General features: G+C 69.1%; 22 protein-coding genes, 1 other RNA gene and 1 pseudogene. 6 read left to right on the top strand and 18 right to left on the bottom strand.

The genetic code is table 11. The annotated features are described in order from the left end of the window. The first annotated feature begins 158 nt into the window (after window positions 1–158). Window positions 159–1,358 (top strand): MFS transporter, encoded by a 1,200-nt coding sequence (locus FHS23_RS05540; protein WP_183648742.1) that lies wholly within the window; start codon window positions 159–161, stop codon window positions 1,356–1,358. Window positions 1,359–1,407: 49 nt separating this feature from the next. Here the strand turns inward: FHS23_RS05540 and FHS23_RS05535 are convergent, their stop codons facing one another. From FHS23_RS05535 to FHS23_RS05520, 4 genes are all read right to left on the bottom strand, one after another. Further along, window positions 1,408–1,782, bottom strand: coding sequence for a hypothetical protein (locus FHS23_RS05535; protein WP_183648739.1), 375 nt, complete (start codon window positions 1,780–1,782; stop codon window positions 1,408–1,410). Between the two features lie 55 nt (window positions 1,783–1,837). Continuing rightward, entirely contained in the window at window positions 1,838–2,725 is an 888-nt protein-coding gene (locus FHS23_RS05530) for an SAM-dependent methyltransferase (RefSeq protein WP_183648736.1), read from the bottom strand. Window positions 2,726–2,961: 236 nt separating this feature from the next. Then, complete coding sequence (locus FHS23_RS05525) at window positions 2,962–4,008, bottom strand: aspartate-semialdehyde dehydrogenase (RefSeq protein WP_183648733.1); 1,047 nt, start codon at window positions 4,006–4,008, stop codon at window positions 2,962–2,964. Continuing rightward, the gene (locus FHS23_RS05520; RefSeq protein WP_183648718.1) at window positions 4,008–5,270 is read right to left on the bottom strand and encodes an aspartate kinase; all 1,263 of its coding nucleotides are present in this window, start codon (window positions 5,268–5,270) and stop codon (window positions 4,008–4,010) included. Before FHS23_RS05520 ends, FHS23_RS05525 begins: the two co-directional genes overlap by 1 nt. A 172-nt stretch (window positions 5,271–5,442) precedes the next feature. On the opposite strand from FHS23_RS05520, the gene FHS23_RS05515 reads away from it, so the two are divergent. Further along, window positions 5,443–6,036 (top strand): nitroreductase family protein, encoded by a 594-nt coding sequence (locus tag FHS23_RS05515; protein WP_183648715.1) that lies wholly within the window; start codon window positions 5,443–5,445, stop codon window positions 6,034–6,036. Between the two features lie 81 nt (window positions 6,037–6,117). Here the strand turns inward: FHS23_RS05515 and FHS23_RS05510 are convergent. Then, window positions 6,118–6,438: pseudogene (locus FHS23_RS05510) on the bottom strand (hypothetical protein); the annotation flags it as partial. Window positions 6,439–6,910: 472 nt separating this feature from the next. Between FHS23_RS05510 and leuA the strand changes: the two are divergent. Beyond that, entirely contained in the window at window positions 6,911–8,713 is a 1,803-nt protein-coding gene (gene leuA / locus FHS23_RS05505) for a 2-isopropylmalate synthase (protein WP_183648712.1), read from the top strand. A gap of 86 nt (window positions 8,714–8,799) precedes the next feature. Here the strand turns inward: leuA and FHS23_RS05500 are convergent, their stop codons facing one another. Beyond that, window positions 8,800–9,708 (bottom strand): LysR substrate-binding domain-containing protein, encoded by a 909-nt coding sequence (locus FHS23_RS05500; RefSeq protein ID WP_183648709.1) that lies wholly within the window; start codon window positions 9,706–9,708, stop codon window positions 8,800–8,802. Between the two features lie 81 nt (window positions 9,709–9,789). Between FHS23_RS05500 and FHS23_RS05495 the strand changes: the two genes are divergently transcribed. Continuing rightward, complete coding sequence (locus tag FHS23_RS05495) at window positions 9,790–10,758, top strand: EamA family transporter (protein WP_183648706.1); 969 nt, start codon at window positions 9,790–9,792, stop codon at window positions 10,756–10,758. Window positions 10,759–10,834: 76 nt separating this feature from the next. On the opposite strand, the gene FHS23_RS05490 is transcribed toward FHS23_RS05495, so the two are convergent. The 8 genes from FHS23_RS05490 to FHS23_RS05455 all read right to left on the bottom strand — a co-directional run bounded on the left by FHS23_RS05490 (window position 10,835) and on the right by FHS23_RS05455 (window position 18,602). After that, complete coding sequence (locus FHS23_RS05490) at window positions 10,835–11,872, bottom strand: oligopeptide/dipeptide ABC transporter ATP-binding protein (protein WP_183650936.1); 1,038 nt, start codon at window positions 11,870–11,872, stop codon at window positions 10,835–10,837. A gap of 188 nt (window positions 11,873–12,060) precedes the next feature. Beyond that, window positions 12,061–13,056 (bottom strand): oligopeptide/dipeptide ABC transporter ATP-binding protein, encoded by a 996-nt coding sequence (locus FHS23_RS05485; protein WP_183648704.1) that lies wholly within the window; start codon window positions 13,054–13,056, stop codon window positions 12,061–12,063. A 5-nt stretch (window positions 13,057–13,061) separates the two neighbouring features. Next, entirely contained in the window at window positions 13,062–13,982 is a 921-nt protein-coding gene (locus FHS23_RS05480) for an ABC transporter permease (RefSeq protein ID WP_183648701.1), read from the bottom strand. Continuing rightward, window positions 13,979–14,983: an ABC transporter permease gene (locus FHS23_RS05475; RefSeq protein WP_183648698.1), complete on the bottom strand. Its 1,005-nt coding sequence runs from the start codon at window positions 14,981–14,983 to the stop codon at window positions 13,979–13,981. The genes FHS23_RS05480 and FHS23_RS05475 overlap by 4 nt, the downstream gene beginning before the upstream one ends. Before the next feature lie 95 nt (window positions 14,984–15,078). Continuing rightward, window positions 15,079–16,743 carry an ABC transporter substrate-binding protein gene (locus tag FHS23_RS05470; RefSeq protein ID WP_183648695.1) on the bottom strand — a complete coding sequence of 555 codons (1,665 nt, stop codon included), beginning with the start codon at window positions 16,741–16,743 and terminating at the stop codon, window positions 15,079–15,081. 180 nt (window positions 16,744–16,923) lie between these two features. Beyond that, entirely contained in the window at window positions 16,924–17,517 is a 594-nt protein-coding gene (locus FHS23_RS05465) for a uridine kinase family protein (protein ID WP_343053659.1), read from the bottom strand. 120 nt (window positions 17,518–17,637) lie between these two features. Further along, on the bottom strand, window positions 17,638–18,234 hold the full coding sequence (recR, locus tag FHS23_RS05460) for a recombination mediator RecR (protein ID WP_183648692.1): 597 nt from the start codon (window positions 18,232–18,234) through the stop codon (window positions 17,638–17,640). A gap of 2 nt (window positions 18,235–18,236) precedes the next feature. Next, window positions 18,237–18,602, bottom strand: coding sequence for a YbaB/EbfC family nucleoid-associated protein (locus FHS23_RS05455; RefSeq protein ID WP_183648689.1), 366 nt, complete (start codon window positions 18,600–18,602; stop codon window positions 18,237–18,239). Between the two features lie 78 nt (window positions 18,603–18,680). Between FHS23_RS05455 and FHS23_RS05450 the strand changes: the two genes are divergently transcribed. Further along, window positions 18,681–19,526, top strand: coding sequence for an N-acetylmuramoyl-L-alanine amidase (locus FHS23_RS05450; RefSeq protein WP_343053658.1), 846 nt, complete (start codon window positions 18,681–18,683; stop codon window positions 19,524–19,526). Between the two features lie 39 nt (window positions 19,527–19,565). Here the strand turns inward: FHS23_RS05450 and FHS23_RS05445 are convergent, their stop codons facing one another. From FHS23_RS05445 to FHS23_RS05435, 3 genes are all read right to left on the bottom strand, one after another. Then, window positions 19,566–21,965, bottom strand: a complete 2,400-nt coding sequence (locus tag FHS23_RS05445) for a DNA polymerase III subunit gamma and tau (protein WP_183648686.1) — start codon at window positions 21,963–21,965, stop codon at window positions 19,566–19,568. Window positions 21,966–22,104: 139 nt separating this feature from the next. Beyond that, window positions 22,105–22,197: signal recognition particle sRNA small type (gene ffs, locus FHS23_RS05440), an RNA gene on the bottom strand. Between the two features lie 78 nt (window positions 22,198–22,275). Next, on the bottom strand, window positions 22,276–22,542 hold the full coding sequence (locus FHS23_RS05435) for a DUF397 domain-containing protein (protein ID WP_183648683.1): 267 nt from the start codon (window positions 22,540–22,542) through the stop codon (window positions 22,276–22,278). A gap of 278 nt (window positions 22,543–22,820) precedes the next feature. On the opposite strand from FHS23_RS05435, the gene FHS23_RS05430 reads away from it, so the two are divergent. Then, complete coding sequence (locus FHS23_RS05430) at window positions 22,821–23,024, top strand: hypothetical protein (protein WP_183648681.1); 204 nt, start codon at window positions 22,821–22,823, stop codon at window positions 23,022–23,024. Window positions 23,025–23,171: 147 nt separating this feature from the next. Here the strand turns inward: FHS23_RS05430 and FHS23_RS05425 are convergent, their stop codons facing one another. Beyond that, window positions 23,172–24,029 carry a helix-turn-helix domain-containing protein gene (locus FHS23_RS05425; RefSeq protein WP_183648678.1) on the bottom strand — a complete coding sequence of 286 codons (858 nt, stop codon included), beginning with the start codon at window positions 24,027–24,029 and terminating at the stop codon, window positions 23,172–23,174. Window positions 24,030–24,079: the final 50 nt, after the last annotated feature.

Raw genomic sequence — 24,079 nt, 5'->3', positions numbered from 1 at the left:
GGTCGCATCGTCCACCACAGTTCTCACCGCCATCCCTCGACGTAACCGTTTCGCTTTCCCGCCCGAGGAGTTCACTCTCCGGCGCGTCACCCACGGCCGTCGTGTGATGTGACCGAAAAAAGTTGCACGACCGTACCGGGCTGCTGTTACGTCGCAGTGTGCCGCTGACGCCCTACCTGCACATTCTTCGCATTCCGCGCATGGCCACGTCGACGCTCGTCGCCGTGCTCGCCCGCCTCCCCATGACCGCCACGGGCGTCACCCTGACGCTCCACGTCGTCGGCACACTCGGCCACGGCTACGGCGCCGCAGGTCTCGTCGGCACCGCCACGACCGCGGGCACGGCACTCGCGGCACCGCTGCTGGGCCGGACGATCGACCGCTACGGACTGCGGCCCGTCGTCGTGGCGTGCGGCGCGGTCTCGACGACGTTCTGGATCGCCGCGCCGCACCTGCCGTACACGGTGCTGCTCGTCGCGGCACTGCCCGCGGGCGCGCTGCTCATCCCCGCGGGGCCGATCGCGCGCCAGGTGATCGCAGCGCTCGTTCCCGTGCGCCAGCGCCGAACCGCCTACTCGCTCGACTCGATACTCGTCGAGCTGACGTTCATGACCGGACCCGCACTGGGGATCCTCGTCAGCACGCAGGTGTCCTCGACGGCCGCACTGACCGGTATCGGCCTGCTGTTCGGTGCGTGCGCAGGTGCGCTGTACGTCGTGAACCCACCGGTGCGCACCCCGGACGAAGCCGGCCGGCCCGCGCGCGGCGCGGTGCGCCCACCGCTGACGTCGTGGCTCGGCAGGCGGATGATCGCCACCCTGCTCGTCGCGACGGGTGCACTGTTCGTGCTGGTCGGCGCCGAGCTGGCCGCGCTGGCGACCCTGCGCGGGTCCGGCGAGGTGGGCTGGACCGGCGTCGTCATCGCCGTGATGTGCCTGGCCTCGCTGGTGGGCGGAATCGTGCACGGTGTCGCACGGCGGTCCGCGTCCCAGTTGACGCTGATGGTCACACTCGCCGCGCTGACGGTCCCCGCGGCACTGGTGGCACAGCCGTGGTGGCTGCTGGCACTCGTGCTCGTGCCGTCCAACCTCGTGTGCGCCCCGACCCTGGCCGCGACGACGGAACGCGTGTCGCAACTCGCCCCGCCCGCCGTGCGCGGCGAGGCGATGGGGGTGCAGGACTCGGCGACCCGCCTCGGGCTCGCACTCGGCAGCCCGGTCGTCGGGTTCGTCATGGATCACACGTCGCCAGGCATGGGATTCGTCGCCGCGGGTGTCGGCGGACTGGCGTTCGCCGCGGCCGGAGCCGCCCTCTCCCGCCGCACAACCTCCGACGAGATCGCGCCCCAGCCCGCGTGACGACGGGTGCCGGCAGGCTTACGCCTCGGCCGGCACCCGTTCCGGCAGGTCAGGTACAGGCCTTCCGCAGTTGGTCGAGCTTGTTCAGGTTCTGCTGCAGCCACTGGTTGAAATCGCCGATGCGGTCGGCGCGTTGCTGTTCGAGTTCGACGTAGCCGTCCGCGAGCGCGGTCAGATTCTGCTTGAGATCCTGCTCGGCCGCCTGGCCCGCGAGATCCCGCAACCGCTGCGCCTTGTCCGCCGCCTCGTCCTGGACCTGCTGAGGATCGACGTTCGGGTTGAGGTCGACGATCCCGAGCGCCTGACCGCAGACGCTCGCTGTGTCCGCGGCCCCGCCCACGGACTCGCTGACCTCCGCGACCTCGGAACACCCGGCGAGCAACAACAACCCCAGCGCGGCGACCGGCGCCGTCCGTTTCCACATGGCGACAACATTACCGGCCGCCCTCACCCGCGCGGGGGGTCGTGCGGCGGGACGGTCAGCGTTTCCGCGCCGTCAGGTACCGCCCGTTGCCCGCCAGCTCGGCGATCTCACCGTCGTCGAAGGTGCGGCCGTACCGATCGGCCAGCTGCGCCGCCGTCACCTCGTCGACGGCCCACCCGAGCTCGGCCAGCCGGGCGTTGGGGTCGTAGTCGGCGTCCGACAGCAGCGCGGCGAGATCGATCCCGAATCCGGCCGCCAGCGACGCGGCGGACGAGTCCGCGAAGATCGAACCCATCCGCGGCATGTACTCCACGGCGATCGTGCTGCCGTGCGCGGACAGCTCGTGCACGGTCGTCAGCAGCCGCTCGGCCGCGTCACCGGGGAGGTAGGGCATGAGCCCCTCGGCGAGCCAGCAGGTGGGCGCTGCGGGGTCGAAGCCGCTGCCGACGAGCGCCCCGGCCCAGTCGTCCCGCAGGTCGACCGGCACGACACGGCGTGTGCATCCCGGCTCGGCACCGCTGCGGTCGAGCACCTCGTCCTTGAACTCCAGCACCCGCGGTTGGTCCACCTCGTGGACCGTGACGCCGTGCGGCCACGGTAGACGGAAGGCGCGGCTGTCCAGCCCGGCCGCGAGCACCACGACCTGCCGCACACCCGCCTCTCCGGCGCCGTTGCAGGAATCGAGCAGATACTCGTCGAGAAATCGTGAACGCAGCCCCAGAAATGCCGACATCGGCGACCAGCGGCGATCGTCGTCGGCGACGTCCTCGGCACGCGTCGGCATGGGAAAGGGCGATTCTGCGGAACACACGAAATCGGCGGCATAAGGGTCCCGAACGAGCGCGTCGTCCCGGCTGGTTTCGACCGCCCGAGCGGCGGCCACACCGAGGGCGGTGATTCCCACACCCGAAACGATGTCCCAATCGCGCAGCTCATGCACCATGTCCGCACCTCTTCTCACTGCACGTGATCACTTCACCACCAGACATACCAGCGTTTAGTTAGCGTCTACAACTATCGGAGACGTGTGTCACCGGCAACAAGGAAAAGAATCCGAAAAAAGCGAGAACCGCGAAGGTCGAAACCTTCGCGGTTCTCGCTTTGATCACGATTCGCCGGAATCGCGCCGAATGGGCGCCTACTCCGCTGCGCCCGGTTACAGCGTTCCTTCCGCGTCTCCTACTTCGAGATGCGGTCGGCGACGAGCTCAGCGATCTGCACCGTGTTGAGCGCCGCGCCCTTGCGCAGGTTGTCGTTGGACAGGAACAGCGTCAGCCCTCGACCGTCCGGCACACCCTGATCGGTGCGGATACGGCCAACGAAACTCGGATCCTTGCCCGCGGCCTCCAGCGGCGTCGGCACATCGGCGAGCTGCACGCCCGGCGCCCCGGCCAGCAGCTCCTGCGCCCGGGCCACGGAGAGCGGCGACGCGAACTCGGCGTTCACCGAGATCGAGTGGCCGGTGAACACCGGGACGCGCACGCACGTTCCCGACACCGCGAGCCCCGGGATGTCCAGGATCTTGCGGCTCTCGTTGCGCAGCTTCTGTTCCTCGTCCGTCTCGAACGTTCCGTCATCCACAATGGAGCCGGCCATGGCCAGGACGTTGAAGGCGATCGGCGCGACATACTTGTTCGGCGCGGGGAAGTCGACGGCGGAGCCGTCGTGCGTCAGCTCCTTCGCCTCGACACCCGCCGCCTCGACCTGGCTCGCCAGCTCCTCGACGCCGCCGAGCCCGCTGCCCGACACCGCCTGGTACGTGCTGGCGATCAGGCGCGTGAGGCCGGCCTCGTCGTGCAGTGGCTTCAGCACCGGCATCGCGGCCATCGTCGTGCAGTTGGGGTTGGCGATGATCCCCTTACGCGCGTCGCCGATCGCGTCCGGGTTGACCTCGCTGACGACGAGCGGCACATCCGGGTCGAGCCGCCAGGCCGACGAGTTGTCGATCACCGTCACGCCCGCCTCCGCGAACCGCGGTGCCTGCGCCTTCGACGTCGACCCGCCCGCCGAGAACAGGGCGATGTCGAGTCCGGAGGGGTCAGCCGTGGCCGCGTCCTCCACCTCGATGTCCTTGCCGCCCCACGACAGGGTCGAACCGGCCGAACGGGCCGAGGCGAACAGTCGCAGCTCGGACAGGGGGAACTTCCGCTCCTCCAGCAGCTGCCGCATCACACCGCCGACCTGGCCGGTCGCACCGACCACGCCGACTCGCAACCCGCCTGCCATCAGCGACCACTCCCCGCATAGACGACGGCCTCTTCGTCGCCGCCGAGTTCGAACGCCTCGTGGATCGCGCGCACCGCGTCGTCGACCTGCTCGTCACGGATGAGCACGGAGATGCGGATCTCGGAGGTGTTGATGATCTCGATGTTGACACCCGCTTTGGCGAGCGCCTCGCAGAACGTCGCCGTGACGCCCGGGTGCGAGCGCATGCCCGCCCCGACGAGCGACACCTTGCCGACGTGGTCGTCGTAGAGCACGGCCGAGAAGCCGATCTTGTCCTTGAGGGCCTCGAGCTCACTCACCGCGCTAGGCCCGTTCGCCTTCGACAGGGTGAACGTGATGTCGGTGCGGCCCTGCGTGTTGGACACGTTCTGCAGCACCATGTCGATGTCGATCTCGGCGTCCGCGACCGCGCGGAAGATGCTGCCCGCCGCGCCCGCATGGTCGGGGACCCCGGTGACCGTGATCTTCGCTTCGGACCGGTCGTGCGCCACACCGGTGATCAACGCCTGTTCCACGGGGATCTCCTCAATCGAGCCGGCCACCGTCGTGCCCGGCTTGTCGCTGTAGGACGAGCGAACCCGGATCGGCACGCCGTACCGCCTGGCGTACTCGACCGAGCGCAGGTGAAGGATCTTCGAGCCGCTCGCCGCGAGCTCGAGCATCTCCTCGTACGGCACCGTGTCGAGCTTGCGGGCGTCCGGCACGATCCGCGGGTCCGCGGTGTACACGCCGTCCACATCGGAATAGATCTCGCACGCGTCGGCCTCCAGCGCCGCGGCGAGCGCGACGGCCGTCGTGTCCGATCCGCCACGCCCGAGCGTGGTGATGTCCTTGGTGTCCTGCGCAACGCCCTGAAAACCCGCCACCAGTGCTATGTAGCCCTGGTCGAGCGCTTCTGTCACGCGCCCCGGCGTGACGTCGATGATGCGGGCGTTTCCGTGCACGGACGTCGTCACGACGCCCGCCTGCGAGCCGGTGAACGACCACGCCTCGGCGCCCTGCGCCGAGATCGCCATCGCGACAAGCGCGTTCGAGATCCGCTCGCCCGCGGTCAGCAGCATGTCCATCTCGCGCTCCGGCGGGACGGGATTCACCTGCTCCGCGAGGTCGAGCAGTTCGTCGGTCGTGTCCCCCATCGCGGAGCACACGACGACCACCTCGTTGCCTGCCTTCTTCGTGGCAACGATGCGCTCGGCGACACGCTTGATCCGGTCTGCGCTCTCCAGCGACGAACCGCCGTACTTCTGGACTATGAGCGCCACTTTGGCCGAACCTCCTCGATGGAGCGGCGCACGCTCGGCGGCCTTGTCGCAAAGGTGCGCACGCTCCGTATCGTCGTGACCAGGGTACCGATCGTTCACCCGGACGCCATCCGGCTCTGTGACCCCTCGCACGCCGCCTAGCTGCTGGTTTCCGGGCCTGTGGAGGTGCGGAATGAGTGGCGGACAACAAGAAACGCCCATCGGGGTGCACGAGCTGATCGCCCGGCGCCGGAGCCTCCGCGCCCTCGATGCAATGATCGACGTCACACCGGCGCAGATCCGCAGCCTGCTCGACGCGGCGCGGTGGGCGCCGTCGTTCGGCAACACCCAGCCCGCGCGATTCCTCGTCGGACTGCGCGGTGACGACACGTACGCGGGCGTGCTGGCAGCGCTGACGGAGCGGAACCGATCGTGGGCGCACCGTGCGGGTGCGCTGCTGATCGGGCTGGCCGTGCGGCGTAACGCCAAGGGCGAGGTGCCGTACGCGGAGTACGGCGTCGGGCTCGCCACGGAGAACCTTGCGCTGCAGGCCGTCGCCGAGGGCCTCGCGGCACACCAGATGGCGGGTTTCGACGCGGAGCGGGTGCGCCGCACCTTCGACGTGCCCTCGGACGTCGACCCGCTGGTGGCGATCGCCGTCGGCGTTCCCGCCGACGCCGAGGTGCTCGGGGAGCCACGCGACGTCGAGCGGGAACGGGCGGCACGCACCCGCCTGCCGTTGTCGGAGGTCGCCTACACCGGAACGTGGGGCGAACCGCTGCCGTGACACGGCCGGCGTGAGCGCCCCGAGGTGCCCCTGGGACGGCGCCGTGCCCGCAGGGCGGCACCGTGCCCGCAGGGCGGCGGGTCAGCCGACCGCGCCGCCGACCCTGCGGATCACCTTCGCCACGATCGACGACACGACGAGCCAGAAGATCGCCGCGATGCCGTAGTTGATCAGGACCAGGAGGTTGGGATCCGAGGGCTGGAACAGGTCGTGAAAACCGACGGCGAGGTTCTCCGACGAATCGGCCACCCACTGCACGATGCTGTTCTCGGGGTTGGCCTCGCCGATCACGAAGATCACATGGAGCACCAGGACCAGTGCGAACGCCAGGCCGACCCACCTGACGATCCCGGCCAGCAGGCCGACGCCGCGTTCGCGAACCGCGGTCCAGTCGACCGACGACGCCTTCGCCTCGCGCTGCGCCCGCCGCGAGCCACCGGTCGACCCACCCGCCGCGCCGTTCGCCGCGCCGGGGGTGCCGTTCGATGCGGCCGCCTGCTGCGCGCCGCTGTCGCCGGACGTCGCCGCGGGGGCCGACGTCTGATGCACCTGAGTGGCCTCCGCGTCGGCGCCACCACCGGCGTCACCCTGCGCGTTCTTCTCCGTGTGCTCACCCATGACGGCAGTCTGACACGTCACATGGGCAATTGCTACGGGCCAGTAACCTGCAACGATGTTGCGCCGTAACATTTCGATGTCGGGGCCCGCCCTCGCCAGTCGGCGCGCCGTTGGGTTAGCCTCGCACTCGTGGCACGCGCACTTCTGCTTCGCTGCCGCGACGGGGCCTGATCGGACCGGCTCCCCGTCGCGGGGTTTCGTCGTGCCGGTCTGACGACCGAGAGCCCTTCGAACAGCGAGCAGGAGCATCAGCGACATGAGTACGCCCGAGAGCGGAATCTCCGAGGCCCCTTCTAATTCCGCAAGCCGCATCCGCAGGCCGTCGCGCCCGGCACCCGCAGACCAGGCCGTGTGGAACTTCCAGCGCGGTTCGTCCATGCCGTACCACCGCTACGAGCCGTGGCACCGGCTGGTCGAGGACATCCGGCTGCCCGACCGCACGTGGCCCGACAACCGCATCGAACGGGCCCCGCTGTGGTGCGCGGTCGACCTGCGTGACGGCAACCAGGCCCTGATCGACCCGATGTCGCCCGCGCGCAAGCGCAAGTTCTTCGACCTGCTCGTGCGGATGGGATACAAGGAGATCGAGGTCGGCTTCCCGGCTGCCAGCCAGGCCGACTTCGACTTCGTCCGCGAGATCATCACCGACGGCGCGATCCCCGACGACGTCCACATCCAGGTGCTGACGCAGTGCCGCCCCGAGCTGATCGAACGCACCTTCCAGGCGCTCGAGGGTGCGCCGCGCGCGATCGTGCACGTCTACAACTCGACGTCGATCCTCCAGCGCCGCGTGGTGTTCCGCGAGGAGCGCGAGGGCATCAAGAAGATCGCGCTGCAGGGCGCGGAGCTGGCCGCCGAGTACGCGAACAAGTACTCCGACACCGAGTTCCGGTTCCAGTACTCGCCCGAGTCGTACACCGGCACCGAGCTGTCGTACGCCGCCGAGGTGTGCAACGCGGTCGCCGACATCTGGCAGCCCACCCCGGACCGGCCCGCGATCATGAACCTGCCCGCCACCGTCGAGATGGCCACACCCAACGTCTACGCCGACTCGATCGAGTGGATGAGCCGTAACCTCGACAAGCGCGACTCGATCATCCTGTCGCTGCACCCGCACAACGACCGCGGCACCGGCATCGCCGCCGCCGAGCTGGGCTATCAGGCCGGCGCCGACCGCATCGAGGGCTGCCTGTTCGGCAACGGCGAGCGCACCGGCAACGTCGACCTCGTCGCTCTGGGCATGAACCTGTTCAGCCAGGGCATCGACCCGCAGATCGACTTCTCCGACATGGACGAGATCAAGCGGACCGTCGAGTACTGCAACCAGCTGCCCGTACCCGAGCGCAGCCCGTGGGGCGGCGACCTGGTGTTCACGGCGTTCTCCGGCAGCCATCAGGACGCGATCAACAAGGGTTTCGACGCACTGCACGCGGCCGCCGAGAAGGCGGGCACCCCGGTCGACGAGTTCCCGTGGGAGGTGCCGTACCTGCCGATCGACCCGAAGGACGTCGGCCGCACCTACGAGGCCGTCATCCGCGTGAACTCGCAGTCCGGCAAGGGCGGCATCGCCTACATCATGAAGAGCGAGCACCAGCTGGACCTGCCGCGCAGGCTGCAGGTGGAGTTCTCGCAGGTCGTCCAGCACTACACCGACTCGGAGGGCGGCGAGGTCGACCCGGACACGATGTGGACGGCGTTCTCCCGCGAGTACCTGGAGTCGACCGCTCCGCTGAAGCTCGAGCACGCCAAGGTGGGCGCCACCTCGGAGGGCTACGAGGTGACGGCGACCGTGCTGGTCGACGGCGAGGAACGGGAGATCAGCGGACACGGTAACGGCCCGATCGCCGCCTTCTTCGACAGCCTGACCACCGTGGGCTACGACGTCCGGCTGATGGACTACAGCGAGCACACCCTCTCCCCGGGTGACGACTCGCGCGCCGCGTCGTACATCGAGTGCGGTATCGGCGACAACATCTATTGGGGCGTCGGCATCGACCCGTCGATCGTCACGTCCTCGCTGCGCGCCGTCGTCTCGGCGATCAACCGCGCGCACCGCTGATACGCCACGGGACCTGAACCGCCGCGGCGCGGAGGTGGGCGACCCGCCTACCCCCGTGCCGCGGGTTCCGGGGCGCCCCGGCGACGTCACGCGCCCGGTTCGCCGAACTGGGCCGCCTCGTCGCGAATCGCGTCCAGCACGGCACGCACCGCCGGTCGACGGTCGGGAGCGCCGGGGCGGATCACCGCCTCGATGTTCCGGGCGGCCCTGACACCGGCGAGCGGTTTGCACAACACCTTCGCGGTGTCCACTGTGTACCTCGGCAGTAGGGCGATCCCGTGCCCTGCGGCGACGAGCGACTCGATGATTCGGAAGTCGTTGATCCGCTGGACGACCCGTGGCCGGACACCGGTCCGCGTGGCCAGCGACACCAGCAGGTCGTCGACGGGGAATCCGACGTCGACGCTGATCCACGGCTCCGCGGCCAGGTCGGCCAGCTCCACGCGGTCGGCGCCCGCGAGCGGATGGTCGGGAGGCAGCGCCACGTCGAGCGGTTCCCGCAGTAGCGGCAGCACCTCGAGTCGCTCGGAGGCGACGGGCTGCGCGTACTCGTCCCGGTGCATCACGACGACGTCGAAGTCGGCCATCAGCCCCGGCACCTCGGGTGGCGTCATGTCGACATCGCGCACGTCCAGTTCGAGGCCGTCGACTGCGTCGACCTGCCGTAACAACCCCGGCAACAGCACCAGTGCGGCCGAAGGGAACACCGCCAGTCGCACGCACCCGCGCGGCGTGCTGCGGAACGTGTCGAGCTCCGTCTCCGCGCGGTCGATCGCGGCCAGCACGTCGTCGGCCCGCGACACGAGGGCGCTGCCGGCGTCGGTGAGGCGCAGGCCGCGCCCGTCCGGTTCGGTGAGGACGAGTCCCACCTCGGCCTGCAGTGCGCGCAGCTGTTGCGACACCGCTGACGGTGTACAACTCAGCGCCTTGGCGGCCTCCGAGACGCTCCCGCGATCCGCGAACTCCCGCAACGTCCTCAGCTTGCCGACATCCACGCGATGATTGAAGCACAACTACATACTCGCTGCAAATATTCTCGCTGGACTACAGAGTCCTCGGGCAGCACTCTGGTAGCCATGCCGCCGAGAGACCGCTTACTCGCCGCGTTCGTCGCCGTCATCTGGGGCTGCAACTTCCTCGCGATCCACGCGACCCTGACGCATTTTCCTCCGCTGTTCGCCGGTGCGCTGCGGTTTCTCGTCATCGCCGTCCCGACGGTCCTGCTCGTCCCGCGCCCGAAGGTGAAGGCGCGGTGGCTGATCGGCTACGGCCTCGGCTTCGGCACGTTCCAGTTCGCGTTCCTGTTCGTCGGCATGTACAGCGGCATGCCGACGGGACTCGCGTCGCTCGTCCTGCAGTCGTCCGCGCCGTTCACCGTGCTGCTCGGCGCCGTGTTGCTGCGCGAGCGACTCTCGCGCAGGCAGTTGGCGGGGATCGCGCTGGCCGTGGTCGGCATGGCCGCGATCGCGTGGCAACGCGCCGAGTACGCGGCCCTGCTTCCGGTGATCCTGACGCTGCTGGGAGGACTGAGCTGGGCGGCGGGCAACCTGTGCTCCCGACAGGCGAAACCGGACAACCCGTTGCACTTCACGCTCTGGATGAGCGTCGTGCCGCCGCTGCCCATGTTCGCGCTGTCCCTGGTCTTCGAGGGCCCGGCGCGGCAGTGGCACTCGCTCGCGACGATCGACGAGGGGTGGATCGCGGTGGCCGGCCTCGGCTACATCGTGTTGCTCGGCACCGTCCTCGGTTCCGGCATCTGGACGACGCTGATGCGCCGCAATCCGGCCAGCTCGGTGGCACCGTTCTCACTGCTCGTCCCGGTGATCGGGATGACGCTGTCGTTCCTGCTGCTGGGCGAACGACCGACACCGGTCGAGATCGGAGCGGCGGTCGTCGTCGTGACCGGCGTCTTCCTCGGCTCCACGACGGCGCGCCTCATTCGGGGCCGACGCCGGCCACACGAGCCCCTCGTCCCTGCCGACGAGCCCGGCGAGGCGCAACCGAGCGTGTCGCAGCTGCCCCCAAGGGCACCTTCGGGGCGTTGAACACCGTCACGCGCCAGCAAGCCTAAGGAGGGGTGGTGGCCGGGCGGGCCCAGGGTGCCCCGGGCCCGCCGGCCGGTCACGCGTCGGGATGGACCAGTTCGGGTTCGACCTCGTGCCTGCTGATCCTGCCCGCGAGAATGTCCTCGGCGTAGTGGCACGCGACGCGGTGGCCGCCGCCGACGTCGCGCAGCTCGGGGCGGTTCGTGTCGCAGAGCGTGTCCTGCTTCCACGGGCACCGCGTGTGGAAGCGGCAGCCCGTCGGTGGGTTCGCGGGTGACGGCAGGTCGCCGGTCAGCAGGATCTGCTCCCGCTCGTCCTCGACCGTCGGGTCGGGCACCGGCACCGCCGACAGCAACGCCTTCGTGTAGGGGTGCATCGGCTCGGCGTACATCTCGTCGGAACTCGCCTCTTCGACGAGCGACCCGAGGTACATCACGCCGATCCGGTCGGAGATGTGCCGCACCACCGCGAGGTCGTGCGCGATGACCAGATACGTCAGCCCCAGCCGTTGCTGCAGCTCCTCCAACAGGTTCAACACCTGTGCCTGCACCGACACGTCCAGTGCCGACACCGGCTCGTCAGCCACGATCAGGTCCGGCTCCACGGCCAGTGCCCGCGCGATGCCGATGCGCTGCCGTTGTCCGCCCGAGAACTCGTGCGGGTACTTGTGCAGCGCGCTCTCCGGCAGGCCGACGGAGTCGAGCAGTTCGACGAGCCGCGCCCGGGTCGCTTCCTTCCCGGAGTCGAGCCCGTGCGCGCGCATCCCTTCGACGAGGATCGATTCCACGGACTGCCGCGGGTCCAGACTAGACAGCGGGTCCTGGAAGATCATCTGCATCCGGCGTCGGGACTTGCGCAGCGTCTCGCCTTTGAGCGTGGACACGTCGGTGTCGTCGAACACGATCCGTCCGCCGGTGGGTTCGACGAGCCGCAGCAGGCCGCGGCCGAGCGTCGTCTTGCCGCACCCGGACTCGCCCACCAAGCCGTAGGTCTCACCCCGCCGGATCGTCAGGTCGACCCCGTCGACCGCGTAGACGTATCCGGCGGTGCGCTCCAGCACGATTCCCCGCTTGATCGGGAAGTGCACCTTGAGGTCCTCGACGGTGACGAGCACGTCGTCACCGCCCACCGCGCCGTCACCGGGACCGGCCTCGCCGGTCCCGGTGGCCGTCTCGGCGCCTGCCGCGTCGGCGCCCGCCGCATCGTTGCGCGCTTCGTCGATGCCGACCGTGTCCGCACCGGCCGTGTCGGTGCCGGCCGTGTCGGTGTCGGTGGCCTCCGTCGTCGTGGCGGTCTTGTCGGTCACAGTGCTCCCTCCGTGACGGCATCGCCGATGGCGACGGGGTTGTGACAACGCAACATCCTGCCGTCGTCGGCCTTCAGTTCGGGCGGATCACTCCAGCACACGTCGGTCGCGTTCGGACACCGCGGGGCGAAGGCACAGCCCTGTTCCCACTCGATGTTGTCCGACACCGACCCGCGGATCGGCGTCAAGGGCTCGCCTCGCGGCGCGTCGAGCCGCGGGATCGACTGCAGCAGGCCGTGCGTGTACGGATGCCGCGACCGGTCGAACAGGTCGTGCCGCTGCGCCCGTTCGACGATCCGACCGCCGTACATGACGTTGACGTCGTCGCACAGCCCAGCCACGACACCGAGGTCGTGGGTGATCATGATCAACGCCGTGTCCGTTTCGGACACCAGCTCCGACAGCAACGACAGGATCTGCGCCTGGATCGTCACGTCCAGCGCGGTCGTCGGCTCATCGGCGATCAGCAGCTTCGGCCTGCACGCCAGCGCGATCGCGATGAGCACCCGCTGCCGCATCCCACCGGACAGCTGGTGCGGGTACTCGTCGATGCGCCGCCCCGGATCCGGGAGGCCGACCCGGTCCAGCAGCTCCGCCGCCTCGACCCGGGCCTCCTTGCGCGACATCCCGCGGTGCCGTTCGAGCACCTCGGTGATCTGCAACCCGATGGTGATCACGGGGTTGAGCGACGACAACGGGTCCTGGAACACCATGCCCAGGTCCCGGCCGCGGCGGTCGCGCAGTTGCTTGTCGGAGAGCGTCAGCAGTTCGGTGCCGGAGAACGTCACCGAACCGCCGACCTCCGCACCCCGCTTGGGCAACAGGCCCATGATCGCCAGCGACGTCACGGACTTCCCGCTGCCCGATTCGCCTACCAGGCCCACGGTCTGCCCCGGTTCGACCGAGAAGCTGACACCGTCGACCGCGGTGAACGGGCGGGTCCCCTTGCGTTTGAACACGACGCTCAGGTCGCGTACGTCCAGTAGTGCCACGTGAGTTACCGCCTGTTCTTCGGGTCGAGCGATTCCCGCATCGACTCGCCGAGCAGTGTGAAGCCGAGTGCCACGATGATGATCGCGATGGCGGGGAAGAACGCCAGCGACGGTTTCACGCTGAGCAGTTCCTGCGCGTTACCGAGCATCAGCCCCCACTCCGCGCGCCGCCAGTCGGAATCGCCGAGGCCGAGGAACGACAGCGCCGCCGCGTCGATGATCGCGGTCGCGAGTGTGAGCGTCGCCTGCACGATCACCGGGCCGATCGAGTTGGGCAGCATGTGCCGGAACACGATCGTCTTCCGTTTGACACCGAGCGCGGTCGCCGCCAGCACGTGATCACTCGACCGTTGCGCCATCATCGCGCCCCGCAGCAATCGAGCGAACACCGGAACACCGATCATCGCCACGGCGATGATCACCGTCCACTGGCTCCCCGGAAGCAGCGCCGCGATCGAGATCGCCAGCAGCAGCGAGGGAATCGACAGCATGATGTCGGTCAGTCGCATCAGGACACTGTCGACCCAGCCGCCGAACGCGCCGGCGAGCCCGCCGATGATCATGCCGATGGCGACACCGATCAGTGTCGCGAACACACCCACGAACAGGGTCTGCTGGGCGCCGACGAGGAGCCGGGAGAAGAAGTCGTACCCGTTCTGATCACTGCCGAGCAGGAATCCCGGCATCGGGCCGGGGATGTTCGATGGCGTCAGCTCGGACTTCAGCTCCGGATACGGCCGGTACGGGTCCTTCGGCGCGATGAACGGCGAAATGATCGCCAGGATGACGAACAGGCCGACGATGACGAGGCCGAGGATCGCGACCGGGCTGCGGAACGTCCGGCGGAGCGCGTCCATGGCGAGGCTCGTGCCGCCCTCGGCCAACGAGTCGATCTTGTCGGCCTTCCGTGTGGAAAGAATACTCATCGCACACGCACCCTCGGGTCGATGATTGCGTACGAAATGTCGACCAGCAGGTTGACCAGCACGAAGACCACGGCGAACAGCAGGATGAGCCCCTGCAACCTCGGATAGTCACGTTGCTGGATCGCCTGTTCGAGCAGGGTGCCGAGCCCGCCCCAGGCGAACACCTTCTCCGTCAGCACGGCTCCCGACATCAGCAGGCCGGTCTGCAGGCCGATCGTGGTCGACACGGGCAGCAGGGCGTTGCGCAGCACGTGGCGTTTGCGCACGATCTGCGTCGTCAGTCCCTTCGAGTTCGCCGTCCTGACGAAGTCCTCACCCTGCACGTCCAGCACGGAGGCACGCGTGATGCGGACGATCACCGCGAACGGAATGCTCGCCAGGGCCACCGCGGGCAGGATCAGATGCAGCATCGCATCCCACGTGGCGTCGAACTCACCCGTCAGCAATCCGTCGAAGGTGGCGATGCCGGTCACCCGGGTGGCGTCGATCAGCACGTCCTGCCTGCCGGACGGCGGCAGCAGCGACATCTCCTGCGTGAAGATGTACTTCAGCAGGAAGCCGAGGAAGAACACCGGCACCGCGACGCCGACGAGCGTGGTGACGACCGTGGCGTTGTCGAGGAACCTGCCGCGGAACCGCGCCGCGATGTACCCCATCGGGATGCCGAACAGCACCGCGAGGAACATCGCCGCGACCGACAGTTCCAGCGTCGCCGGGAAGGCCCAGCCGACCTCCTCCATCACCGGATCACCGGTGATCAACGAGTTTCCGAAGTCGCCGGAGAGGATGCGGCCGAGGAAGCGGAAGTACTGGACGAAGATCGGGTCGTCCAGGCCCAGCACTTCGTTCATCGCCGCGACCCGCTCCGGGGTCGCCTTGTCTCCCAGCAGAGCCGTCGCAGGCCCGCCGGGCAGCAACCGGAGCCACGCGAAAACCAGAATGGACAGTACGAACAGCGTCGGAACCGCTTGCAGCAGCCGACGCACCGTGAACCTGAGCATGAATAGGCGCCTTTGCCCCATGAAGCCGGGAGGCAGCGCTTACGCACGCGGCGCGCACGCGGGCACTGCCTCCCGGTGGGATGTCGAGCAGAGCGTCAGCTCTGGCCCTTGGATACCGAGACGAACCGCTCGTCGGTCAGCGGGCTCGGGACGAGCCCCTGGACGTCACCGCCCACGACGATCGCCGGCGGCGAGGACGTCAGCGGGACGGCGGGCACGTACTCGGAGATCTTGACGGCGGCCTCCTCGTAGGCCTGCTTCTGCTCCTGGTCGTCGACCTTCGCATCGGCGTCGGCCAACGCCTTGAAGATCTCCTTGTCGTTGAAGCCGAACTCCGCCTTCTCGCGGCCGAAGAACGTGCCGACGAAGTTGCCCGCGTCGCCATAGTCACCGGTCCAGCCGAGCAGGTGGATGTCGTGGTTACCGTGCTTCTGGATGTCGTCCTTGAAGCCGCCGTTCCACGGGCGCTGCACCATCTCGACGTCGATGCCTGCCGAGTCGAGGTTGTCCGAGACCGCACCCGCGATGTCCACCGGGTTCGGCATGTACGGCCTGCTCACCTCGGTCGGCACGAAGAACTTGAGCTTCAGGTCCTCGGCACCCGCGTCCTTCAGCAGCTGCTTCGCCTTGTCGACGTCGTACTCGTGCTTCTCGACGTCGTCGGTGTAGCCGTCGGTCTCTTCCGGCACGAACTGGTACCGGGCGGACGCGCCCTCCGGGAGCTGGTTCTTCGCCAGCTGCTTCTTGTTGATCGCGTACTCGATCGCCTTGCGGACGCGCACGTCCTTCAATTCCGGCGTGTTCTTCTGGTTGATGCCCAGATAGAGAATGTTGAACGTCGGGCGGACCATCACCTGGGCGCCCGAATCGCGCAGCGCCTGGTAGTCGGCCGGGTTCGGCAGGTCGTACCCGTCGATCTGGCCGGAGATCATGTCCTGCTTGCGCGCGTTCTCGTCCGGGATGACACGGAAGACGATCTTCTCCAGCTTCGCCTTGTCGCCCCAGTAGTCCTCGTTCCGCGTCAACGTGATCGTGTTCGCGGACTTGTCGTAGGATTCGAACTTGAACGGGCCGGTGCCCGTCGGGTGTTCGTTGGCATAGGCCGGATAGCTGAACGACTCGCCGCTCTGCGTGACCTCGTCGGCGTTGTACTCCTTCAGCGCCTCCGGGCTCGACATCGACAGCGACGTCAGGCCGAACGCGTCGGGGAAGGCACCCTTGGCCTCGTTGAGGTTCAGCACCGCGGTGTGCTCGCCGGTTGCCTCGCAGGACTTGTACACCGGGTCGCCCGAGGCGTCGCCCTTGTTCTCCGCGAAGCCTTCGAACACGTCGCCGTAGTAGATCATCTGGCTCTGTGCGGCGGCGCCGGACATGTTGTACCAGCGGTCGAAGTTGAAACAGACCGCCTCGGCGTTGAAGTCCGTGCCGTCGTGGAACTTCACTCCTTCTCGGAGCTTGAACGTCCACGTCTTGCCGTCTTCGCTCGGCGTCCACTCCGTGGCCAGACCGGGCTCGAGTTCGGCGGTACCGGGCTTGTACGCGACGAGCGTCTCGTACATCTGCCGGATCGGGCGGAAGCTCTCGCCGTCGTCGTTGAAGATCGGGTCGAAGTTCTTCGGCGCACCTGCGGCGCCGAACACCAACGTGTTCGCGTCGCCGGCGTCCTCGCCACGTTCCGAGGCACAAGCGGTCATCGCAAGCGCGCCGGCCAGCCCGATCAGGGCGAGGCTGCGCGTGCGAGTCACCCGTGAGTGGAGCATGTTCGCACCCCTTGAGGAAGGTCAGTCGGGTTACGCCCAGATGGGCGCAGATGGAGGCAGACCTTAGCGGCTCATGGCCGGTTCCTTAAGGACTTGAGGTTACGATCGGGCTACTTGACGACCTTTTCCGGCGAGGAATTCACGGATCCGGACACGGATAGTGCCTGAATTCCGCGGGTGTCAGTCGTTTCCAACGAATTGATTAGACCATTCGGACGAGTAGGTCACATCGGCTGTATTCCAGGGTTCGTCCACGACGAACCAGCCGGTCTCGAAGCGCTGCCACCGCTCCAGATGGGGTCTGGACCACTCGCCGTCACGCGCGACGGCCCGAGCCAACCGGGCGTCCGCACCGGCATGGTCCAACCAGCACAGCACCGAGGTCACGCCCCGCACGGAACGACGTCCGGAGGACACGCCTTCCAACACCAGCACCCCGGGAACCGGAACGTCGACCAGGCCGCCCGGCACCGGCTCGCCGGCCGCGGTCCACTCGGTACACCGGTATCGGCCGGGCTCGCCCGCCGCGAGGGGTTCGAGCACCCCCGCCGTCAACCGCGGCCACCACGACACCGGGTCATCCCACGTCGCGAAGTCGTCGGTGCTGACGAGCGCCGGATGGGCTCCCCGGCGGTGCAGGACGTCGACGACCAGAGCGGCGAGGTGCGACTTCCCCGCGCCCGAAGGCCCGTCGATCGTCAACAGCCGCACCGCTCCCAGCCGCGGCGGCGCGGCGAGCACCCGGTCAGCGAGGTCGCCTGCCGGCTCGGCCACGTGACCCGCGCCTGCCGATCCGTGCCCGCGACCGGGGACATCAGGCGCGCCGACATCACGCGCCGAGGCGTCATGCGCCGAGAGGTCACGCGCCGCGCCGGAACCCGCGTCCACGGCGGGTCACAGCGCGCGGCGGCCCGACAGGGCGCGGCCGAGCGTGAGCTCGTCGGCGAACTCGAGGTCACCGCCCATCGGCAGCCCTGAGGCGAGCCGCGTCACCGTAAGACCCGGGAAGTCGCGCAGCATCCGCACGAGATAGGTCGCGGTGGCCTCACCCTCGGTGTTCGGGTCGGTCGCGATGATCACCTCGGTGATCTCCTCCGACCCGATGCGCATCAGCAGTTCCTTGATGCGCAGCTGGTCCGGGCCGACACCCGACAACGGGTCGAGCGCGCCCCCGAGCACGTGGTAGCGACCGCGGAACTCGCGCGTCCGTTCGACGGCGAGTACGTCCTTCGGTTCCTCGACGACACAGACCGACGTGGCGTCACGGCGCACGTCGTTGCAGATACGGCACCGCTCGCCCTCGGAGACATTGCCGCAGATCTCGCAGAATCGCACGCCCTCGGCGACCTTGCCGAGCACCTCGCGCAGCCGCCCGATGTCCTGCGGGTCCGAGGCGAGCAGATGGAACGCGATCCGCTGCGCACTCTTCGGACCGACCCCGGGCAGTCTGCCGAGCTCGTCGATCAGGTCCTGAACGACACCTTCGTACACGCTTACATTCCGGGAAGGCCGAGGTTGCCCATGCCGGGCAGGCCTTCGCCGCCGCCGAGGCCGCCCGTGATGGAGCCGAGCTTCTCCTGCTGGAGCTGCTGCGCGTTGCTCGTCGCGTCGCGGACGGCCGCCACCACCAGGTCGGACAGGGTCTCGACGTCCTCGGGATCGACGATCCCCGGGTCGATGTCGAGCTTCTTGAGCTCGAGCTCGCCGCTGACCGTGGCGGTCACCTTGCCGCCACCCGCGGTGCCGGTGACCTCGGCCTTGGCGATCTCCTCCTGCGCCGCGAGCATCTGCTGCTGCATCTGCTGCGCCTGCTGCATGATCTGCTGCATGTCGGGCATTCCGCCGCCGGGCTGCGCCATGGTGGTCGATCCGATCTCGTCGCTTGAGCTGGCTGTACCGGCCAGCCTAGTCGCCGCGACTGTGGCACCGTGGACACCGTGCGGAGTTCGGGGGGCACATTCACCATCGCGCTGGCCCGCGGCGTCGCCGTGACGGCCGGTCTCGGCATGCTGCTGACGGGCTGTTCGCCCGCCGAACCCGCGGCCGACGGCGACGTGGGCGACGAGCGGGCCGCCACCCAGCGTTCGGCATCGGCCGGTTCGGGGCGCGATTCAGGCAGCGATTCCGACGTCGGCGACTCCGTCGTCGTGCTCGACCCCGGGCACAACGGTCGTAACGCGGCGAACCCGGACCGGATCGGCCGTGAGGTGCCGAACGGTCGCGGCGATCGCAAGCAGTGCAACTCGACGGGCACCAGCACCGCCGACGGGTACGGCGAGCACGCGTTCAACTTCGCGGTCGCGCAGCACGTGAAGCGCATGCTGGTCGGCCGGGGCGTCGACGTCGTGCTCACCCGACCCGATGACAACGGCGTCGGGCCGTGCGTCGACGAACGCGCCGCCATCGGCAACCGCAACGAGGCCGACGCCGTCGTGTCGATCCACGCCGACGGAACGTCCGCCGACGCGAGCGGATTCCACGTCATCTACTCGGCCCCGCCGCTGAACGACGCCCAGCAGACGGCCGCGCCGCGGCTGGCACGCGACATGGTGGCGGGGATGTCCGCGGCCGGGCTGGCGAAGTCGGACTACATCGCCTCGGAGGAAGGTATCGACGCGCGCGACGACCTGGCGGGCCTGAATCTGTCGACCGTGCCCGCCGTACTCGTCGAATGCGGCAACATGCGCAACACCAAGGAGGCGGCGGCGATGTCGACCTCCGAGGGCCGCCGCCGATACGCCGACGCCATCACCCGCGGCCTGCTGCGCTACCTCGACCGCTGACCCCTCGGGTGTCGACGCCTGCCCGTCCGGGACGTCGCGTCAGTCGATGGGACGGGCACCGAGGTGATCCGACAGGAGACGCTGGGCCACGTCTTCCGGGTCGTCGGAGGCCGCGGCCGGGGAACCGGCCTGCGCAGCACCGTTGCCCGATCCCGACGACGGCGCCGACCGGGGCGGCTCGGACCGCTGCGGTTCCGGACCGGGCGGTTCCGGGGCACCGTAATCGTCGTCGTCCGGTTCCGGGGGCAGCGGGATGTCGGGCTCGGCCGTCGTCACTTTCGGACCGGCGCCGCCCGAGGACACGTCGGCCTGGGCCTGGGGTTCCCGGGATGCAGGCTGCCCGGATGTGGACTGCCCGGGCTCGGGTCGTGGCGGCTCGGCCGGGGACTGCCCCGACCGGGCGTCTCCGCCGGACGGAGAGCCACCTGCGGGCTGGGCCGTTTCGGACGTGCCGGACCGGGACTGGGGCTCGGACGGAGCCGACGCGGGCGGCCCGGATTCTGCCCGCGTACCGGCGGCAGGCGGGGCCGACTGCCTCGAGGAGGCTCCCTGCGCCGACGTGCTGCCCTGGGCGGGCGTGCTCTGGGACGGTGCCGCCGACTGTGCGGGTGGGGCACCGGCCGCTCCCGCATGCAGGCACCGCACCTGCCACTGTCCACCCAGCAGTTCGCCGAGTGCCGCCGCGATGCAGTCCGCGTTGCGGGGTTCGGAGAGCCTCCGCGCCAACGGCTCGGCCGTGTGCGTGAGCGTCACGGCGCCCGCCTCGACGCCGTGCACCGTCGCGTTGGTGAGCATCGCCTCGGTGCTGCGGCTGGCCTTGCGCACGGTCGACAGCAGCTGGGGCCAGTACTGGCGCAACGCCGCCGCGTCGATCTGCCCCGGCTGCCCGGTCCTCGCATCCTGGGCCGCGGGGGCCGACTGCGCAGCCGGTGCCGAGGGCGCAGCGGGTGCCGAGGGTGCGGATTCCGGCTGCGCGGGCGCGGCCTGTTCCGCCGGGGCGGCCTGCGGCTCGGACTGCACGGGCGTCGGCGGGGTCGACGAGGACGGTGCCTGCGCGGACTGTGCTGCCGCGGGTGCCGACTTCGCCGGTTCCGGGGACGCCGCCGGTTCGGGGGACGCCGCCGGTTCCGGGGACGCCGCCGGTTCCGGGGATACTGCCGGGGCCGGTTCCGGCTGCTGCGCACGCTGGGACGGCCGTTCGAACGTCCGCTCGGGCTTCGCCTCGCCTACCGGGGCCGCGCCTGCCGGGGCCGCGCCGGCCGGGGCAGGTCCGCCACCTGCCGTCATGCGACGTTCGAGACGTTCGAGCCGCTGCAACGTCGCGCCTTCGTCGTCGGCGACCTCGGGCAGCAGCATGCGCGCGGCGAGCAACTCGAGCAGCAGGCGGGGCGCCGTCGCACCACGCATCTCTCGTAGGCCGTTGTGCAGCAGTTCGGCGTAACGGGTGAGCGTGCCCGGCGCGACCCGTTCGGCCTGCGCCGACATGCGGCTGAGCTCCTCCTCCGGAGCGGCGACCATGCCGTTGGACGCAGCGTCCGGCACGGAACGCAGCAGGATGAGATCGCGGAACCGGTCGAGCAGGTCGCTCGCGAACCGGCGCGGGTCGTGACCCGCCTCGGCCAGACGATCGATGGTTCCGTAGACCTCTTTGTGGTCCTCGGCGGCGAGCGCGTCGACCATGGAGTCGATCAACGCGGCGTCCGTGACACCGAGCAGCGCGACGGCCCGGTCGTAGGTGATGCCCTCCGGCCCCGCACCGGCGAGGAGCTGGTCGAGCACCGACTGGGTGTCGCGCGCGGATCCGCCTCCGGCACGCACGACCAGCGGGTACACGGCCGGTTCGACGTTGATGCCCTCGGCCGCGACGTTGCGTTCGAGCAGTTCGCGCATGGCCGTCGGCGGGATGAGCCGGAACGGGTAGTGGTGCGTACGCGAGCGGATGGTCGTGAGGACCTTGTCCGGCTCGGTGGTCGCGAAGATGAAGATCAGGTGTTCCGGCGGTTCCTCGACGATCTTCAGCAGGGCATTGAAGCCCTGCGTGGTGACCATGTGGGCCTCGTCGATGATGAACACGCGATAGCGCGACTCTGCGGGTGCGTAGAAGGCGCGGTCACGCAGTTCACGGGCGTCGTCGACACCACCGTGACTGGCCGCGTCGAGTTCGGTGACGTCGACGCTGCCGGGGCCTTCCGGCGCAAGCGCCTTGCACGGGCCGCACTCGCCGCACGGGTCCGAGGTCGGCCCGCTCTCGCAGTTGAGCGAGCGCGCCATGATGCGGGCGCTCGACGTCTTGCCGCAGCCGCGAGGCCCGGAGAACAGATAGGCGTGGTTGATACGTCCGGCCGCCAGCGCGGTACGGAGCGGCTCGGTGACGTGTTCCTGCCCCACGACCTCGGCAAAGGTCGACGGACGGTACTTGCGGTACAGCGCGAGAGCCACGGCAGCGAGCGTACCGGCCGGTGCCGACACCCCGACGGGCACTTCTCCCCACTCACCCCGCCCCGTGTCCTGCGCTCGGCCCCGCATGTCCAGCACTCGGGCACGTGACAGGGCGGCGGCCGAGTACGGGGTCCGCACAAAAAGGGGACCCCCGCACCCGTCAGAGCCTGCTTATCCTTGCTGCCTTCCGGCCCTGGGGAGGTTCACAGGGTGGACGCCGCGGGGGTCCGGTTCCAAGTCTACGGCCTGGCGACGATCCTCCGGAACGGGGTCCGTCAAGACCGCCGGGCCGACCGCCGCGAGGCGGGTTTCAGGCGGGCGGATCGAATTGACCTGCCTTGACGGCGGTCACGAACGCCTGCCATTCACCGCGGGTGAACATGAAGACGGGACTGTCGTCGAGCTTGGTGTCGCGGACGCCGACATTGCCGTCGCCGCCCGTGTCCCCGAAATTGACCTCCACGCAGTTTCCACCGTTAGGCTCGCTCGCGAACGACTTCTGCCACCTGATCGGGTCGAACCGGCTGACAACAGTTGCCGGGTCGTAATAATCCGTCTCCACTGTGCGGTCGGCCATCTCTACCTCCGTACCGGTCGCGACACCGGACCAGCTCGTCGAGCTGGTCCGATTTCGTGCCGCTTCTCCGGTTTCTCCCTGTGTTCAGGCGTCAAACCGACCGAAGCGTGCGTCCATCCGTGGGAACTTCACGAACACCGGTCGACACCGTGATTAATCCCCTCCTAGGATTATTCCTAACGCTTGGCGGCAGGTCGACCCCGGCCCGCCCGCTGAGAGGCGAACCACAAGTCCGCACGCACGCGCACACAGCGCGCGCTCTTGGGGGTGGAGTACACATGGCCGTACGACTGGAGATGACCCGGGCGAACACGCCGGTCACGGAGACGGACCTGTCCGACCTCACCGACCCCGCCCCCGTGCTGCCGTCGCCGCGCAAGCCCCGGCGGTTCGGGCCCGGACTCGTCAGCCGTCGCCCGCGGCCCCAGGACGGCGCTGCCGACGACCGCAGGCTCACGTCGCGATACGTCTCGCGCCTCTGACACCCCGTCACCGACCCGGGCCGCCACCCGTCACTCACAGCGCGGCAGTCACTCACAGCGCCGCCCGTCACTCACAGCCGGCAGTCACTCGCACGCCGCCGGCGCTCCCCACCCGCGGCCCACGCCCGGCCGCCGCACACCGACGACTCAGGTGACCAACTGGGAGCGGTAGTGCGCGGCCATGTCCTGGACGAACTCCCGCGTCTCGCCCCGTTCCAGCGCGGCGCCCCGCAGCCGGTCCCACGAGTCGACGAAGATCTGGAAGTCCTTCATGTCGTCGAGGTAGATGCCGCCCGCGGAGTGCTCGACGTAGACGAAGTCACGGGTGCGGTCCGGGAAGCGCATGATCGTGAAGTCGTTGGGTACGGCCGCGAGCTTCGCGTCGAACGGCAGCACGTGGATGTAGACACGCCCCCGCTTGTCCAGCTCGAGAAGGTGTTCCATCTGGTCGAGCATCACGCCGGGTGAGCGCCCGCCCGGCGCCCTGCGCAACGCCGATTCCGACAGGATGAACCGGTAGTACGGCGGCTGTTCCTGGTCGAAGACCGCTTTGCGATCGAGGCGCGCTCGCACGAGCGAAGTGATGTCGCCGGAACCGAACTCCGTGAACTGCTTGAGCATGTAGTGCTCGGACTGCAGTGGCCCGGGGATGCGCTCGCCGTGCCACGTCATGATCTCGGCGGCGGCGGGTTCGAGGTCGGTGAAGGTACGGAACCAGTGCGGCACCACCGAGCGGTAGCCGGACCAGTGGCCGCGCTGCCCGGCTGCGGCACGCGCCAGGTTCAGCAGCGTGTCGGCCTCCTCGCCGGAGACGCCGTAGGCATCGATCATGGTCCGGACATCGCCGAGCTTGGCGCCGACGGCACCCGATTCGATCTTGTTGACCTTGCCCTGCGTGCAGCCGAGGATCGCCGCCACCTGCTGCTGGGTCATCCCCGAATTGGTGCGCGCATGCCGCAACTCGTTGCCGAGTTGCTTGCGGCGAGAGGTCACGGTGCTGGCCATGGCGGGGTGAACGTTACCTTTTCTCGCCGCTGCCCCAAAGCAGGAGGTCG

The sequence above is a fragment of the Prauserella isguenensis genome (genome assembly GCF_014191605.1).
Classification (GTDB): Bacteria; Actinomycetota; Actinomycetes; order Mycobacteriales; family Pseudonocardiaceae; genus Prauserella; species Prauserella isguenensis.
This window is presented reverse-complemented; position numbering and strand designations above follow the sequence as displayed.